This window comes from Pseudomonas sp. 43(2021) (genome assembly GCF_017490805.1).
In the GTDB taxonomy this organism is placed as follows: Bacteria; Pseudomonadota; Gammaproteobacteria; order Pseudomonadales; family Pseudomonadaceae; genus Aquipseudomonas.
The window spans coordinates 1-494 of the sequence record NZ_JAFGYJ010000341.1; the positions used below are offsets into that span (position 1 = coordinate 1).

2 protein-coding genes are annotated in these 494 nt (G+C 65.4%); both read left to right on the top strand.

Annotation, left to right across the window (positions count from 1 at the left end):
* The coding region (locus J5M71_RS27530; protein ID WP_243434377.1) for a LysR substrate-binding domain-containing protein at nt 1-332 on the top strand (332 nt) is incomplete at its 5' end.
* Between the two features lie 9 nt (nt 333-341).
* Nucleotides 342-494 (top strand): hypothetical protein (locus J5M71_RS27535; protein WP_207838722.1); only part of this gene is annotated, 153 nt, incomplete at its 3' end.

Sequence of the window (494 nt, forward strand, 5' to 3'; positions counted from 1 at the left end):
TCCGCGATCAGGTGCTCGAAGCCTGCCCGACCCTGACCAAGGGCAACGACGGCGCCAAGCACACCACGGTCGAATCCAGCTCGCTGGAAACCATTCGCCACATGGTCGCCTCCGGCCTGGGCATATCGATCCTGCCACTGTCGGCAGTGGACAGCCATCACTACGCCCCCGGCGTGATCGAAGTGCGCCCACTGACCGCGCCGGTGCCGTTCCGCACCGTGGCCATTGCCTGGCGCGCGAGCTTCCCACGGCCGAAAGCCATCGAGATCCTCGCCGACTCCATTCGCCTGTGTTCGGTGGCCAAGCCTGCCGCGCCGGTTACGGCCGGTTAAGCGAGCGTCATGACGGAGCTGTCGCAAGTGTCGGTGACGGCACTCAAGGGTGTCGGCGAGGCCATGGCCGAGAAACTGGCAAAGGTCGGTCTGGAGAATCTGCAGGACGTGCTGTTTCACCTGCCGCTGCGCTATCAGGATCGCACCCGCGTGGTGCCGATC